This is a genomic window from Gammaproteobacteria bacterium (genome assembly GCA_029862005.1).
Classification (GTDB): domain Bacteria; phylum Pseudomonadota; class Gammaproteobacteria.
The window spans coordinates 146,561-160,843 of sequence record JAOTYD010000004.1; the positions used below are offsets into that span (position 1 = coordinate 146,561).

11 protein-coding genes are annotated in these 14,283 nt (G+C 55.1%); 7 read left to right on the plus strand and 4 right to left on the minus strand.

Annotated elements, in window-relative coordinates:
• Positions 1–46: 46 nt before the first annotated feature.
• Entirely contained in the window at positions 47–1,408 is a 1,362-nt protein-coding gene (locus OES20_04665) for a glutamine synthetase family protein (protein MDH3633980.1), read from the plus strand.
• On the plus strand, positions 1,409–2,326 hold the full coding sequence (gene speB / locus OES20_04670) for an agmatinase (protein MDH3633981.1): 918 nt from the start codon (positions 1,409–1,411) through the stop codon (positions 2,324–2,326). It begins immediately after the preceding gene.
• An 11-nt stretch (positions 2,327–2,337) separates the two neighbouring features.
• Here the strand turns inward: speB and OES20_04675 are convergent, their stop codons facing one another.
• Genes OES20_04675 through OES20_04690 form a run of 4 tightly spaced genes read right to left on the minus strand, consistent with a single transcriptional unit; the run spans position 2,338 to position 9,115 of the window.
• Positions 2,338–4,392 (minus strand): FAD-dependent oxidoreductase, encoded by a 2,055-nt coding sequence (locus OES20_04675; protein ID MDH3633982.1) that lies wholly within the window; start codon positions 4,390–4,392, stop codon positions 2,338–2,340.
• Positions 4,392–6,431, minus strand: coding sequence for an FAD-dependent oxidoreductase (locus OES20_04680; protein ID MDH3633983.1), 2,040 nt, complete (start codon positions 6,429–6,431; stop codon positions 4,392–4,394). Before OES20_04680 ends, OES20_04675 begins: the two co-directional genes overlap by 1 nt.
• Positions 6,421–7,650, minus strand: a complete 1,230-nt coding sequence (locus OES20_04685) for an aromatic ring-hydroxylating dioxygenase subunit alpha (GenBank protein MDH3633984.1) — start codon at positions 7,648–7,650, stop codon at positions 6,421–6,423. The genes OES20_04680 and OES20_04685 overlap by 11 nt, the downstream gene beginning before the upstream one ends.
• 55 nt (positions 7,651–7,705) lie before the next feature.
• Positions 7,706–9,115 carry an aminotransferase gene (locus OES20_04690; GenBank protein MDH3633985.1) on the minus strand — a complete coding sequence of 470 codons (1,410 nt, stop codon included), beginning with the start codon at positions 9,113–9,115 and terminating at the stop codon, positions 7,706–7,708.
• Positions 9,116–9,267: 152 nt separating this feature from the next.
• Here OES20_04690 and betI point away from each other — a divergent pair, with 152 nt between their 5' ends.
• From betI to OES20_04715, 5 genes are all read left to right on the plus strand, one after another.
• The gene (gene betI / locus OES20_04695) at positions 9,268–9,909 is read left to right on the plus strand and encodes a transcriptional regulator BetI (protein ID MDH3633986.1); all 642 of its coding nucleotides are present in this window, start codon (positions 9,268–9,270) and stop codon (positions 9,907–9,909) included.
• Positions 9,910–10,115: 206 nt separating this feature from the next.
• Positions 10,116–11,225: an extracellular solute-binding protein gene (locus OES20_04700; protein ID MDH3633987.1), complete on the plus strand. Its 1,110-nt coding sequence runs from the start codon at positions 10,116–10,118 to the stop codon at positions 11,223–11,225.
• A 64-nt stretch (positions 11,226–11,289) separates the two neighbouring features.
• Positions 11,290–12,435, plus strand: a complete 1,146-nt coding sequence (locus OES20_04705; GenBank protein ID MDH3633988.1) for an ABC transporter ATP-binding protein — start codon at positions 11,290–11,292, stop codon at positions 12,433–12,435.
• On the plus strand, positions 12,423–13,388 hold the full coding sequence (locus OES20_04710) for an ABC transporter permease subunit (GenBank protein ID MDH3633989.1): 966 nt from the start codon (positions 12,423–12,425) through the stop codon (positions 13,386–13,388). Before OES20_04705 ends, OES20_04710 begins: the two co-directional genes overlap by 13 nt.
• Positions 13,385–14,224: an ABC transporter permease subunit gene (locus OES20_04715; protein MDH3633990.1), complete on the plus strand. Its 840-nt coding sequence runs from the start codon at positions 13,385–13,387 to the stop codon at positions 14,222–14,224. Before OES20_04710 ends, OES20_04715 begins: the two co-directional genes overlap by 4 nt.
• The last annotated feature ends 59 nt before the right edge of the window (positions 14,225–14,283 follow it).

Below are 14,283 nucleotides of genomic sequence, written 5' to 3' on the forward strand. Positions count from 1 at the left end.
TTCCGTGATCACAAAGTATCCCGCGTAAGGATCGGCACAGACTTCTATGAAACATCCAGACAGCACTCGACTCAAACGTGAAATCAACCGCTTCCTGAAGGCAAATCCCGACGTAAAACAGTTCGAGGTTCTGGCCTCTGACATCTGCGGGCATTTTTTCGGCAAGCGTTACCCGGTCGGCAAACTGACTACTTTCGCAGAGGAAGGCCTCGCAATGCCAGCAAGTATGTTCGTTCTCAGCACACTTGGTGAACCACTGGACGGGCTTCATTACGGGATTGATGATGGTGATCCCGATGGGCACTTTTACCTCGTGCCCGGCAGCCTGTGTCTGACCAGCTGGGGCAACAGGCCACGCGCACAGGTGCTCGCAACAACCTGCAGCGCGGATGAGCCCTCGTATTTCGAACCACGCCAGGTCTTGCATAAAGTGCTATCCGCATTCGCTGCCAGGAAATGGCAACCGATGGTTGCGTTCGAACTCGAGTTTTACCTGTTCCAGGCAAAGCGCAACGCCAGAGGCCGGATACAACTAGTACGCAATCCAAAAACCGGTCGCCCGGATACCGCGACCGTTTTGTCGAACACGCGTATTGGAGATTTCGAGGAAGTCATTGACGATATCCTGCACGCCTGTCAATTGCAGAATATCGATACCGGGGCAATTTCGTCGGAACTCGGGCCCGGTCAATTCGAAATTAATTTCAATCATCATGCCGACGTCCTTCGAGCTGCCGACGAAACCTGTTTGTTCAAAAGAATCGTGATCGAGGTTGCCAAGAAACATAAAATGGGCGCCAGTTTTATTGCCAAGCCGATGCTGGAACATGCCGGCAACGGGCTGCACATGCATATCAGCGTGGTTGATAATAAGGGTAAAAATATCTTTGCCCGGGGTAACAAGGCGCATCCGCGACTGCACCAGGCGATCGCGGGTTTGCTCGCGACAATGCCGGCGTCGATGTCGTTCTGGGCACCCAATATAAACTCGTACCGCCGCTATCGCGGCGGCACCAGCTGTGCACCGGTAAGCCTGACCTGGGGTGATGAAAATCGCACCGTTGCGTTTCGTATCCCACTGGCCAAGCAAGGTGCCTGGCGCGTCGAAAACCGGGTTCCTGGTGCGGATGCCAATCCCTACCTGGCCATGGCAGCCACCCTTGCCGGAATGTTACACGGCATCGAGCAAAAACTGGATCCGGGCGCTCCGACCACGGCAGCGGTAACCGGGCGCGATGAAAACCTGCCGCTCGACATGGCTAAAGCGCTGGCGACAACGTTTGAAAATGAAGCCTTGAAGAATATTATGGGTCGCTATTTCGTCGAACTATACTGTCGTCACCGTAGCGCTGAAGCCGCGGCTTTCCAGAATTTCATCAGCCCCAGAGAATACGACTGGTACCTGTAAATGAGCGAGAATGACTTCACCACCGGCGATTCCATGTACGCCAATGTCTATGGTTACCTGGGCAGGCCCCTGTCGCGTAATCCCGATGATGCCGACGTATTCGTGGTCGGACTGCCCTACGACCTCGGCACGACCGGACGCTCCGGTACCCGCAGCGGACCGGTTGCGATACGACGAGCCAGTTCATTTTTGACCTGGGAAGAACAGCGCTGGCCCTGGGATTTCAACCTGCGTGACCGGATTCGCGTCGCTGACTATGGCGACCTTGAGTTCCCGACTGGCAGCACCGAGGGATTTTTTGCTGAAGTAGAAGCTCACTACGGCCCGCTGCTAGCAGCCGGTAAAGCGACAATCAGTTTCGGCGGCGATCATTTCGTCACCCTGCCCTTGCTGCGCGCCCATCACCAGCAGCATGGCAAGCTGGCGCTGATTCACTTCGATGCCCACACCGATACCTATGCCGAGCCCGGGTCGAACTGCAGCCATGGCAGCATGTTTTATTACGCGCCGCGCGAAGGCATTATCGACGCCGATAAAAGTATCCAGGTCGGGATTCGCACCACGTACACCGAAAGCCGGCACGAGTTCGAAGTGGTCAGTGCGGCGCTTGCCAATGATCTCGACGTTGAAGCCATCGTCGAGCGTATCCATAAGCGCGTGGGCGACAGCCCCTGCTACCTCACTTTCGACATCGATTGCCTCGATCCGAGTTATGCACCCGGCACCGGCACCCCGGTCGTGGGCGGATTATCCACGGACCGCGCGCTTAAAATTATCCGCGGCCTGAGCGGAGTAAACCTGGTGGGCATGGACCTGGTCGAAGTGGCACCGTCTTACGATCACGCCGAACTCACGTCGCTGGCAGGCGCCACGCTGGGTCTCGAGATGCTTTACCGGTTTGCCGCGAACCAGTCCTAGGCTTACCGTATTCAATCCAGAGCGGGCATTTCACGAGCGAACAGGGGCGCGTAGATATCCTGTTCTGACTCCAGGTGCCGCGCGGCCGAGTGACCGTCGTAAACCGCGGCCGCGACGGTACCCGGTGCGTTGCAATCGCCAATTGCGCGCAGGGTTTTGAAACGATGCTCCTGCCTCAGTAACGCGTGGTACAAAACGTCATCCGGTTGTCTCGAAGTCACCATGATCAGGGTCTCGAAATCGAGTTGCTGCTGATGCCGATCGCTGTAAATATTCGCAATCGTTGCCTTACCCTCGGCAACTTCCAGCAGTTGGTGCGAAACGATTATCTGTACGCCCAGATTCAGCAATCTTGCCTGTATTTTCTCCTGCTCCAGTGTGTACTCGGTCCAGCTCGACACCTTCGATTGTGGCGTCACCAGGCAGACCTCATGATCCCGGGTACGACAAAGCTCGGCGATAGTACTGCCCATATAATAATGATCGTCATCGTAAATCAGTACCCCGCCACCGATTTCTGCACCGGCAAGCACATCGTCCGGGGTTAACACCGAGACGTTTTCGACGCCTTCAATCGGAAAAGCATGTTTGCGACCGGTACCGTCCCGGAGCCAGTGCGCGCCGGTGGCAACCAACACATGCGGTACCTGTAATTCGATAACGTCGTTCGCACTCAGGTGATTGCCCAGGTAGATTTCGACGTTGGGTTTTTGCCTGATCTGGTGCTCGCGGTAGTCACGCACGCGCGCATAGCTCGCCATCCCGGGCAACTCGCTCTCACGCGTGACCCTTCCACCCAGTAACTCGCCGGCTTCGGCCAGTGTTACCTGGTAGCCGCGATTGGCCAACTGCAGCGTAGCCTCGAGCCCTGCCGGACCGGCACCGATGACCAGCACTTGATCTTCACTGACCGCGGCCTCGATTTCTTCCGGATGCCAGCCCTGCTTCCATTCTTCTCCCTGGGTTGGATTCTGGGTACAACGAATCGGCACCGCCAGGTTGTCCTGTGCCACACAAATATTGCAGCCGATGCATTCACGAATATCCTCGATACGGTCCTCGTCGATCTTGCGGGGTAAAAATGGATCAGCAATCGAGGGTCGCGCCGCACCGATCAGGTCGAGCACCCCGCGTTTGATTTGCGACACCATCGCATCCGCAGACGTGAATCTGCCAACGCCGACCACGGGCTTACTGGTCAGGGTTTTGACAAAAGCGGTATAAGGTTCCTGGTAACCCTCGTCGGGTTCGAAGCGCGTGGTCGCCGAATCGTTGTCCCAACCGCTGACATTGACATCCCAGAGGTCCGGAATTTCGGCGAGCATAGCGACGATATCGCGCCCTTCCGATTCTGCCCGCAAACCGTCAGCGCCCAGTAACTCATCAGTCGCAAAACGAAACGCGACGGCGCAGTCATGTCCAACAGCTTCCTTGACGTCGGTGAGAATCTCTTTCGTGAGTCTGACCCTGTTTTCCAGGCTACCGCCATATTCATCGCTGCGCTGATTGTACTGGGTTTTGAAAAAATGCTGCAACAGGCCCATATCATGGCTGGCATAAACGTAGACGATATCGTAACCGGCCTGCCTGGCCCGTTGCGCCGCCTCTACATGCCAGCGGCGCACATCGGCAATGTCGCGCCTGGTCATCGCACGGGCCTGGATCGGGTGGCTCCCGTGCGCGACGGTCCCGCTTGGCGACATCGGCGCAATACGGCTGTAGTGATTCGGCGCGTGAAGCGCATTGTAGGCAAGCTCAATCCCGGCAAGTGCGCCGTACTCGTGCACCGCATCGGTCATCAGCCGGTGCTGGGGAATGTCGCGCTCATCCCAGATACGGCCCTCGATAAAGGGCGAAATGTCGGCACTCGGGTGAATTTCCACTTCCTGGGTACAGATCACGCCCCAGCCACCCTCGGCCTTGACGCGTCGATTGGCTGCTTCGGCGCGCGGACGGCCATGGCCGAGCGTATTACAGTGCGGTACCTGGAAAAACCGGTTCGGCGCCGTTACCGGGCCGATCTGCACCGGCTCGAACAAAATATCGTATTTTGGATCTCTGACCATTACACCACCACTCGATCACGTTTGGATTTGACCTCATCCTGTCCCAGTTCGCGTGCCGCCTTGTGTCCCGCATAGATGGCCGCCGCAATGATGCCGGGTGCCTGGCAATCACCTATACGTTGCAGCGACAGTCCTCCCTTTGCCCGAAATGCATCATGCCGCGCATCCAGTTGCTGCCATAATTCGTCATTTGGAATGCGCGTGCTTAGTGGAACCAGGTAATCCGTTTCGATACTCGACCGGACTCCACTGAAAACACATTCCAGCCTGACGGTACCGGATTCCCAGCCAACCAGCCCTTTGGCGGTAATGATATCGACTCCGGCCTCGATCAATGATTTCATGGTCAATGAATGCTCCTCGGTATGCTGGCTCCAGTCAGCAAGCATGGTTTTTGGGGTAACCATGGTCACCTTTACACCATCCGCGCACAGCTTAAGTGCGATCGTGCTGCCCAGATAATAATGATCATCGTCGTAGATAACCACATGTCCGCCGGGTACCAATCCATCCAGGACTCGCTCAACCCCGATCACGTTGTCCTGCTCGCAGCCGGCGAAGGCCGTGTCACTCCAGCGCCCAACGCCGTCGCTGCGCCAGTGCGCACCGGTGGCAAGCAGGACATGCTGACTATCGAGCTCAAGAATCGAGTCCACATCAAGCCGATTATCCGGATAGATTTCGACGTTTGCCATACGTACCAGCTGACCCAGGCGCCAGTCACGTACGCGCTTGTATTCGGACATTCCGGGCAGGCGTGATTCCCGGTTGATCCGTCCACCGAGCTCGTGCCCGGCTTCGGCCAGGATAACCCGGTAACCTCGTTGGCCGAGCGCGCAGGCGGCTTCGAGACCTGCAGGCCCGGCACCAACGACCAGAACCGACTCATCGGCATGGCGCGCTTCGATACGATCGGGATGCCAGTCGCGGCGCCACTCTTCACCCATGGTGGGATTCTGCGTACAGCGAATCGGCGCACCGAGGGTGTCGTGTGCATAACAGACGTTACAGCCGATACACTCGCGAATATCTTCGAGGCGCCCCTGGTCGATCTTGGCCGGTAGAAACGGGTCGGCAATCGACGGCCGCGCGGCGCCAATGAAGTCCTGCACCCCGCCCTTGATCTGCGTCAGCATTGTATCCGGAGACGTAAACCGGCCAACACTGACCACGGGCTTGCTCGTCATCGACTTGATTTTAGCCACGGCATCCTGGTGCGCCGCCTCTTTGACAAAACGGGAGCTGCCCATCTCGTAGCTGTAATCGGTCACCGTGATATCCCATAAATCGGGCATTTCAGCGACCAGCTTGAAACATTCGAGCAGCTCGTCGGGGTCGTTTTCATAGTCAATCGGAATCGAGAAGCGTACGGCAAGCGCACTGCGATGTGAAATCGCTTCGTGGACGTCTTCGATAACCTCGCGCAACAGGCGGGTACGATTCTTGACCGACCCCCCGTATTCATCGTTGCGCTGATTTAAACTGGTCGACAGGAAATTATGCAGCAGGTAATGATGATTGGTATAAACGTAGACAATATCGAAATCAGCTTCGACCGCGCGGCGTGCAGCATCCTGATACATTTTTCGAAACGCCCGTATATCAGTTTTACTCATGGCCTGGCTTTGTACCGGGATTCCCGCGGTGGCATCATTCGGCAAACTGCTCACATCGATCGCAACCTCGCGAGTGTAGAGATTGGCCGTTCGATGGCCGCCATGCCAGAGCTCTACCCCGGCGAGCGAGCCGTGTGCATGCACCTTCTCTGTCATCAACCGCAGGTTGCAAACATCGTCATCATCGCGCAGGCTGGCGTGCGGATAGGGGGTATCATCGGAACTCGCATCGATCGAGCAATACTCGGTACAGACTACCCCCCAGCCACCTTCTGCCTTGACGCCACGCATCGCGGCCATCATTTGCGGTCGGTGATAGCCCGTGCCGGAACAATGCGGCACCTGGTAGAACCGGTTGGGAGCTGTAACCGGCCCTATTTTCAGTGGCTCGAACAGCGGATCGTAGCGCGGGTCACGCGTCATGGACTAAGTTTACGGCCGCCACTTTCCCCTGGGCTAACAGGCGTTCGTTAACCTGCCGCAGGCTGCCCGCGGCGGGGGCCTCGTCAAGTGAAACCACCGGCAATATTTCGCGCAATCGGTTTTGAAACGAACCTATCCCCAGTTCCAGATCCGATAGTAGAACACCATCAAACGCGCTCGAGCGCATGCCTGCGGCCGCCCACTCGATCAGTCGTATATCTTCTTTGCCGACATCCGAGTTGATATCGCGGTTGAGTTCGCGCGCTTTTTTCATTTCGGGGCGGTCGTCAGGCAGGGCATAGGTCACGCCCGCCATAACGCTCTGCTGGTTCCCGGTCGGGTAAATCTGGTAAATCTCGATCTGGTCAGGGAACAGCGTCAGCACGAAACCGGGAAACAGACCCCAGTAGATCCACAGATTTTGATGCGACTCCGGCAGATAACTTTCCGCGGGTAATGCCGCGACGTAGTCACGATTGCGCTGCAGGCGATGCTTGCGCTGATTGATAACGCCATAAGTCCGGTTCAAGCTACCCTCGAGTGGTTGATCGGTATAAGTCGAGCCTACCAGGTCGAACAACTCGGGATGGCCAACCGGCACATGGTAACCCTCGTTGTCGATATCGAGTACCGCTTTCCAGTCGAGATCAAAATTGTATTGATAGGGTTCGTCAAGCAGCTGCATTTCGTCGATGCGATAAAGCCCGATTTCTTCCGCCGCGTCGGCAAAAAGCTCAGCGACTGATTGACCATCACCGCCGAAACGCACAAATATCATGCCCTGCCAGACTTCGCAGTCGAGCGGCTTAAGTCCGAACTGCGATTTGTCGATTTCGGGGAAAGCGTTTGCCTTCGGAATGTTTTTAAGCGTGCCATCCAGGCTGTATGACCAACCGTGAAACGGGCAGATGAAAGCCTTGCCGCAATGTCCTTTGTCGTCGGCGACGACGCGCGATGCGCGATGCCGGCAAACGTTATGAAATGCTCGCACTTGCCCGCCCTGGTCGCGCACCACGACGGCGCGTTCGTTGGCCATCGCGAAACACTGGTAGTCGCCGCTGTTGGGCAGGTCGGAAATATGCGCAACAAACATCCAGTTGCTCAGGAATACCTGCTCCATTTCGAGCTGGGTCAATTCGTCATTGTTATAAGTCCAGGCAGGCAAGCCTTTGCGGCTACCCGCCTCTTGATATATTTCCTGTGCAGATACAAATTTCATCACTTAACCTCGAGGGATACCTGGAACCACATCTGTTCGAATTAATGCCTGCTGACTAGGCAGCCGGAGATGGATGGTGATGACCGCCGGACTGGTGATCCGCCTCCAGCGAGTTCACTTCTTCCATTGCCAGCAGTATTCCCTGGCGCAAAATTGAAACCATCTCATCGATTTGCTCTTTGGTGATGGTCAATGGCGGTGACATCACGCACATATTGATGATCGGCCGCACAATCAATCCCATCGCCTGGCAATGCTTATCGATCAGGTTGCCGACTTCATAGTCCATGGCCAGATCGCCGCTACCCTGCTTCAACTCGCATTCGACACAGGCCATCAATCCCTTGCCACGCACGTCACTGACAATCGGCAGATCGCGCAGGGTTTGCATCTGCTGCTGCATGTATGGCCCTATTTCCTGTGCGTGTTCGAACAGGTTTTCACGTAGCATGATTTCCAGGTTCTTGATTCCAGCGGCAGCTGCGACCGGATGTCCCGAGTAGGTAAAACCATTTGAGAACACCACCGAATCACCGCCCTGGTCCTTGATCTCCTGAACCAGTCGATCAGAAACCAGGAAAGCACCCATTGGGATATAGCCCGAGGTCAACCCCTTCGCGGTGGTAATAATGTCAGGGACAATGCCAAACACGTCTTCCGACGCGAAGCAGTGGCCGAGCCGGCCGAATGCGGTGACGACCTCGTCCGACAGGTAGAGCATATCGTTTTTACGACAGACCTCGAGACAACGCTGATGATAGCCTTCAGGCGGCACGATGACACCACCCGAAGCAAGAATCGGTTCGGCTACAAATACCGCACAGTTGTCCGCGCCTACCTCGGCAATCATATTCTCGAGATTCGCCACGCAGGCATCGAGAAAGTCGGCATCAGACTGATCCGCAGGCTTGTACAGCGGATGCGGTGCTTCGATGTGATGCACCAGGCCAATTTCCATATCGAGGTTGTTCTTGTCGCGCTCCTTGCCGGAAACGTTGCCACCGAGATAGGTGCTGCCGTGGTAACCCCGCTTTTGCGCGATGATTTTTTTCTTGCTCGGTTTGCCACGCACGTTGTTGTAAAACTGCACAAAGCGCAGCGCCGAGTCGACCGCGGTCGAACCACCGGTGGTAAAGAAAACATGATTCAGATCACCGGGTGACTGCTCCGCAATCATTGCCGCAAACTCCGCCGCGGGCCCCGTGGTCATCGACCACGGCGAGACGTAGGGCAGCTCCATGATCTGGTCATAAACCGCCCGCGCCATCTCTTCACGGCCATGACCGATATTGACACACCACATGCCAGCAGGCGCATCGAGCAGACGGTTACCCTCGCTATCGGTTACGTAAACGCCCTCACCCTTATTTAACAGGGTGCGTTGATGACCGCCGATTTTGACAATATCGTCCCAGGGATGAATGAATAAATTGTCGTTTTGCTTGAGTTCTGCTGATGTGCTCATGTCTGTACGCCCCCGAGAATATTCGTCAATAGTTCATGTATTTTATTTATTTATTATATTTTTGCAATATATTTCAATAATATAGCTATTTTTATTGACCATTTACTCAGTAATAGGTAAGGTTACCCCCAATTATTACAGGGTTATAAATCTTGGCAACACCTGTTACCGAAAAAAATTTCGCCGGGCGTAATCGCAAAAGCCAGAGTGATTTTCGCAAGCGGCAATTGATCGATGCGACCATGGATTGCATCGATAAGCTCGGCATGTCACAAACCACGCTCGCCCGCATTGCCGAACGCGCCGGTCTGTCGCAGGGAAACGTCGTATTCCATTTTCAAAGCAAGGAAGCATTACTCGACCAGACCCTGCGCTATCTCAGCGATGAATACCTGTCAAACTGGCAATCGGCACTGGCAGCCGCCGATTCGGATCCACTAGCCCAGCTTTGCGCACTCATCAAGGCATCGTTCGCACCACAGATCTGTAACCGCAGGAAAATCAGCGTCTGGTTTGCTTTCTGGGGCGAGTCGCGCTCGCGGCCGAAGTACATGCGCGTCTGTGGCGCTCACGATAAAGCGTTTTCGGACAAGTTGTTGTCGCTATGCGAGGCCATTGAAGCTCAGCATGGCGCACGCCTGCAAGCAGCAACCGCCGCACTCAGCATCGAGGGCATGATCGACGGCCTGTGGCAAAACTTTCTCATAGGCCCACCTGGATTTAAGCGCAACCGCGCGATTCGGGCCGTGTTTGAGTTATTCGATACGATTTACCCAAATCTGAGGAGGTGCTGAATACGAATTCATGTGATCACAAAAACAGATTTTTTTATGTTAACATCGGTTCAAACTATTGATGTGACAGGCTATTCGTCATTATGCTAAGGTCTTCGCGTTACGAATATATTTCAGCTCCCTTGCGCCGTTAAGCCAGCGTACAGACTGAAAACACAATAATAAGTTTGGCATTCAAAACTAGTACGAAATTCCGAGGAGGAATTATGAACAAAGACACTACCTTAAAATCCACGCTGGTTGGCTTGACCGCTGTCGCGATGCTAACAGGCGCGTCGATCGCGTCGGCAGCCGGTAAGCTCAACGTCAGTAACTGGGCCGAGTACATGGCCGAGGACACCATCGAGAATTTTGCTAAAGAGTATGACATCGACGTCACCTTCACACCCTACGAATCCGTCGAAGCGATCGACTCTAAATTACTCGCCGGTAACTCGGGTTACGATGTGGTTTCGCATGCGGCTTCGCAAGTAGCGCGCCTGGCCAAGGGCGGCATATTACGCAAAATCGACAAGACCAAACTGAGTAACTTCAAACACATGAGCCCCGATGTCATGGCGCAGATCGGCAGCAAGTGGGATCCGGGCCACAATTATTTCGTGCCATTCATGTGGGGCACTCATGGCGTGACCTATAACAGGGAACTGGTACTGGAAACCTACCCGGAGGCACCGATCGGTTCGATCGATATGATTTTCGACCCCAAGCATATGAAGGAGTTGGCTAAATGCGGCGTTTCTTTCCTCGATTCACCCACCGATGTCATCCCGATGGCGCTCGCCTACCTCGGAATGGAACCGGACTCAACCAACAAAGCCGATTACCAGAAGGTCGAAGAGATGCTGAAAAAGGTTCGTCCGTACATCAAAACCTTTGATAACTATGCCTATCAACGCATGCCCGAAAAAGAGTTTTGTGTCGCCGTCACCTGGGGGCCTGATGGCTTACTCGCAATGTCCGGTGCTGAAGAAGCTAATACCGGAGTGGTTCTCGATTTCTTCCTGCCGGCGATTCCGAACTTCTGGGTCGATGGCTGGGTCATCCCCGGGGATGCCAAGAATATCGAGAACGCACACTTGTTCCTGAACTACATGATGCGTCCGCAGGTTGGCGCCAACGACAGTAACTACACCTGGTATGCGACCGCCAACAAGACCGCAGTGCAACAAAAGCTGATCGACGAAGCGGTTACCAGCAGCACAGCTGCTTTCCCGACCGCGGCACAAGTTTCAACCATGTATACGCTCAATCCCCTACCGCCCAAGGCGGAACGCGTCCGCACCCGGACCTGGACCAACTTCAAGGCCGGAAACTAGCAAGACGAAACCGGGGTGAGTAGTCACCCCGGTATTTTTTTGGTCGGCATATAATGGGGAGAATATGTCACAGCAGGTAGATTATAACGACCGTCCCTGGCTCGACCCTGACGCCGAACCCTTCATCAAGGTGCAAAGCGTCAGCAAGCACTTCGGCGACTTCACCGCGGTCGATAACGTCGATCTTGAAATTTTTAAGGGTGAGTTATTCTGCCTGCTCGGCGGCTCGGGCTGCGGCAAGACCACGCTGCTGCGCATGCTCGCCGGCTTCGAAACCCCCTCCTCCGGTTCGATTTTAATCGACGGCGTTAACATGAACGATGTCCCGCCCTACGAACGCCCGGTCAACATGATGTTTCAATCCTACGCGCTGTTCCCGCATATGACGGTGGAAAACAACGTCGCCTATGGTTTGAAGCGCGACGGCACTTCAAAAGCGGAGATTGCCCAGCGCGTCGAGGAGATGCTGGCGATGGTCGAGCTGACCCAGTTTCGCAAGCGTAAACCGCACCAGCTATCGGGCGGGCAGAAACAGCGCGTCGCGCTGGCACGCGCGCTGATCAAGCAACCCAAAATGCTGCTGCTCGATGAGCCACTGGCCGCACTCGACAAGCGTTTGCGGGAACAAACCCAATACGAGTTAATGAATCTCCAGGAAAAACTCGGTGTCACTTTCGTCGTCGTAACCCACGACCAGGAAGAAGCGATGACCCTGTCGACCCGTATCGCAGTCATGGATGTCGGGCGCTTTCAGCAAATCGGCACCCCGACCGAAATTTACGAATTCCCGAATTCACGCCTGGTTGCCAATTTTATCGGTAACGCCAACATGTTCGAGGGCCGTGTCACCGAAAACGGTACTGATCACGTTGTCGTCGAGAGTAAGGATCCGGCGTGTAATTTTTATATCGATCACGGCATGTCGATCCCGGAAGGCAGTAAAGTCTGGGTCGCGCTACGACCGGAGAAGATAAAAATTTCCAAACAAGCTCCCGGTGAATCCAGCACCAACAACATCAAAGGCATGGTAAGCGATATCGGTTACCTGGGTGGAACTTCGACCTATCGTGTCCTGATTGGAGATCAGCGCATCGTTGAAATCACATCGCCCAATCTGAATCGACCAAAGGACGGCAATCCACCAATCGACTGGGACGAGGAAGTCTACTTGAGCTGGGAGCCTTCCAGTTCGGTGGTATTGACCAAGTGAGCACGCCGGCGGAAACTGCTGTCGCGGAGCAGGTTACGACGCAAGACCGGCTGCATCATCGACTGACTCATTTTTTACAACATCACTGGCGCAAGTTGGTTCTACTGGTTCCCTTTGTGTGGCTGCTGTTGTTTTTCCTGGCTCCGTTTTTCTTCGTGCTCAAGATCAGTTTCGCGGAATACACGCTGAAGAGCCCGCCGTACACCGATTTGATCCAATGGGCGGACGAGGGCGTCATGCAAATCCGCGTCGTGGTCGACAATTTCGCTTACCTGTGGGAAGACGATCTCTACGTCAACACTTATCTGAGTTCAGTCAAGATTTCGACTATATCGACCATCCTGTGCTTGTTGGTCGGCTACCCGATGGCTTATGCCATCGTGCGCTCCAATCATACCGTCAAGCATATCCTGTTAATGTTGGTCATCCTGCCATTCTGGACTTCGTTCCTGCTGCGCGTCTACGCCTGGATGGGCCTCCTCAACGACCAGGGCCTGATCAACGACATCCTCACCTGGATGGGCTTCGAACCGCTACGCATGATGTACACCCATTTCGCGGTTTACGTCGGCATCGTCTATACCTATGTGCCGTTCATGATCCTGCCGCTCTACGCCAACATGGAAAAACTCGACTGGACCCTCCTCGAAGCGGCAGCCGACCTCGGCGCCAGGCCGATGACAACTTTTTTTACCGTGACCTTGCCGATGACACTGCCGGGCATCATCGCGGGCTCGCTACTGGTGTTTATCCCGGCAACCGGTGAATTTGTCATCCCGGACCTGCTCGGTGGCGGTAACGTGCTGATGATTGGCCGCGTGCTGTACAACGAATTCCACCAGAATATCGACTGGCCGGTGGCGTCCGCGGTCGCGATCGCCTTGCTGTTGGTGCTGGTCATTCCGATGATGCTGTACCAGCATATCCAGGCGAAGGAGGTTGAAGGCAAGTGAATGCCAGACTCTCCACTTTCCTGATCACCGCGGTGTGCTTCGTGATCGCGTTTCTATACATTCCCATTTTCATGTTGATCGTTTACTCGTTCAACTATTCCAAGCTGGTTCCGGTCTGGGGTGGATTTTCCGTTCGCTGGTACGAGAAATTACTGTTCGACAGTCCGGAAATCTGGGAAGCGGTGGTGCTAAGCCTGAAAATCGCGACCGTAAATGCCTGCTTCGCGACCATTCTCGGTACCCTCGCCGGACTCGCCCTGGTGCGTTTCGGGCATTTCAAGGGACGCACGCTGTTCACCGGCATGATCTCGGCGCCGTTGGTCATGCCCGAAGTCATTACCGGTCTGTCATTACTGCTGCTGTTTATCTGGCTGCAGAATTCCATCGGCTGGCCCAATGAGCGCGGTTTCACGACCATTACAATCGCGCACATCACCTTTTCGATGGCCTACGTCGCGGTCATCATTCAGTCGCGCCTCGCTGGCATGGCACAGGACCTCGAGGAGGCAGCGATGGATCTCGGCGCCAAACCCCTGCGTGTCCTAATCGATATTACCTTGCCGTTGCTCGCGCCTGGCATGCTGGCCGGCTGGCTGCTGTCGTTCACCCTGTCGCTGGATGATCTGGTAATCGCGAGTTTCGTAACCGGCCCTGGAGCAACAACGCTGCCGATTTTGATTTACTCACGCGTACGCTTAGGCTTGAGGCCCGATATCAATGCGCTCGCGACGATCATCATTCTCGTCGTAGCGATTGGGGTATTACTCGCGGCATGGATCATGTTCCGCCAGCAAAAACAACGCGCGTTGGAGTTAAGTATGAGCGAGGAAGCTTAAGCATTATTCTGGCAAATGTGACCCCGAAAGGCCCCATCCCCGCGTCCGGTCCGCCGGAC

Bases quoted from the DNA above. Each gene is read 5' to 3' on its own strand.
- speB (MDH3633981.1), top strand. From the start codon at position 1,409: ATGAGCGAGAATGACTTCACCACCGGCGATTCCATGTACGCCAATGTC.
- OES20_04675 (MDH3633982.1), bottom strand. From the start codon at position 4,392: ATGGTCAGAGATCCAAAATACGATATTTTGTTCGAGCCGGTGCAGATC.
- OES20_04705 (MDH3633988.1), top strand. From the start codon at position 11,290: ATGTCACAGCAGGTAGATTATAACGACCGTCCCTGGCTCGACCCTGAC.
- OES20_04680 (MDH3633983.1), bottom strand. From the start codon at position 6,431: ATGACGCGTGACCCGCGCTACGATCCGCTGTTCGAGCCACTGAAAATA.
- OES20_04665 (MDH3633980.1), top strand. From the start codon at position 47: ATGAAACATCCAGACAGCACTCGACTCAAACGTGAAATCAACCGCTTC.
- OES20_04685 (MDH3633984.1), bottom strand. From the start codon at position 7,650: ATGAAATTTGTATCTGCACAGGAAATATATCAAGAGGCGGGTAGCCGC.
- OES20_04690 (MDH3633985.1), bottom strand. From the start codon at position 9,115: ATGAGCACATCAGCAGAACTCAAGCAAAACGACAATTTATTCATTCAT.
- OES20_04700 (MDH3633987.1), top strand. From the start codon at position 10,116: ATGAACAAAGACACTACCTTAAAATCCACGCTGGTTGGCTTGACCGCT.